General features: G+C 67.7%; 1 protein-coding gene. It reads left to right on the top strand.

The window, feature by feature from the left end; translation table 11 throughout:
- Positions 1–336 precede the first annotated feature (336 nt).
- Positions 337–1,361: cache domain-containing protein (locus FWJ67_RS11130; protein WP_414482856.1), on the top strand; the 1,025-nt coding region annotated here is incomplete at its 3' end.

Raw genomic sequence — 1,361 nt, 5'->3', positions numbered from 1 at the left:
CGGCCCGGCTGGCGGAGCTGGCCCGGCACCTGGCCGAAGCTGTCGCCCACTTCCGCATCGACCTTGAGACGCGGCCCGCCGAGCGGGCCTCCTGAGGCGCGGTCTGCGCTCCAGCAAGCATCCCACCAGCAGGCGCCTGGTCCGGGCTTCCCTCGGGGCCAGGCGCCTGCGCGTCTCGGCGTGGCCTGCCTGTTCCTGGTGCTGCCTGGTTTGGGCCCGCGCGGGGGTGGCGCTGCCTGGCAGATCTGTCCATGGCTGCCTTTCCCAGCCGATAATGTAAATGAGGAAACAACTTTGGCAGGACCTGAGCCGTCCGCTGGAGGAGGCGAGTGTTCCGTGGCTCGAACGGGAGTCAAGATGCGAGGTCTGGCGGGCAGGGGCCTGCAGAGCCTCAGCTTCCAACTGGCCCTGGCCATGGCGCTCATGGCTCTGGCGGCCGCGGGAGTCTCAGTCTCCTTGTTGTTTTCAGATTCATCCGGTGAGTTGCTCGCCCAGGCTCAAGAGGCCCTCTTGATCGAGCAACACCTCCACGCCCAGACGCTGGCCCAGGAGGTGGCTGAGAAGCTCGACGCGGTGAGCCATCTGAACAGCCGCCTCACCCAGCGCATCGGCGCGGCCTCCGTGGACGACGTGACCACCTACGTCTACGCCCTCTACAGCGACATGATGAGCAATCGGGAGTACATCGAGGTCCGCATCGCCAACCCGGACGGCGCCGCCCAGGTGATCAGCCGGGGGCGGACCTTCGGGGAGGCGAGCCTGGCCGGCTCCCCCACCTTCTGGGTGGCGCTGGCCGGCCATCCCGCCCTGGGCCGCTTCGAGCGCTATGAGTTGGACGAAGAAACCCTCTGGACCCTCGAGGTGGCCCTCCCCGCCCGAGATCCAGAAGGGACCATCGTGGGCGTCATTTCGGTCTTGGTCTCAGCGGAGCGCTTTCCCGAGCGGTTGGCCAACTTCAGCCTGGCCCACGAGGGTGCCAACCTGCTGGTTCGGGCCGATGGGACCGTTCTCTTGGGGGCCGGTTGGGACGACGCCGAACCCCGTCCTCTCTGGGATGAGGAGACGCCGGCAGAGCTCCAGCGCCAGTACCAAGAGCTCCTGGCCGCCACCGAAGCGACCAGCCGCTTGGTGGAAACCCAGGAGGAGACCTACCTGATGACGGTGGTGCCCATCGACGGGACCGACTGGCGCCTCCTCACCCAGATCCCCCAGCGGATCCTCACCGATCGCCTCCTCCCCCTGCGCAACGCAGCCATCCGGAACACGCTGCTGGGCGTGGTGGTGGTCTCGGTCCTGGCCTTCATCCTCGGCCGGGTCCAGGCGCGAGGCGTGGTGGAAGTGACCCGGGCCATGCAGCACTT

The sequence above is a fragment of the Limnochorda sp. genome, assembly GCF_047459355.1.
Lineage (GTDB): Bacteria > Bacillota > Limnochordia > Limnochordales > Limnochordaceae > Limnochorda.
The sequence above is the reverse complement of the archived record's forward strand: the minus strand, read 5'-3'. Positions and strand labels throughout refer to the sequence as shown.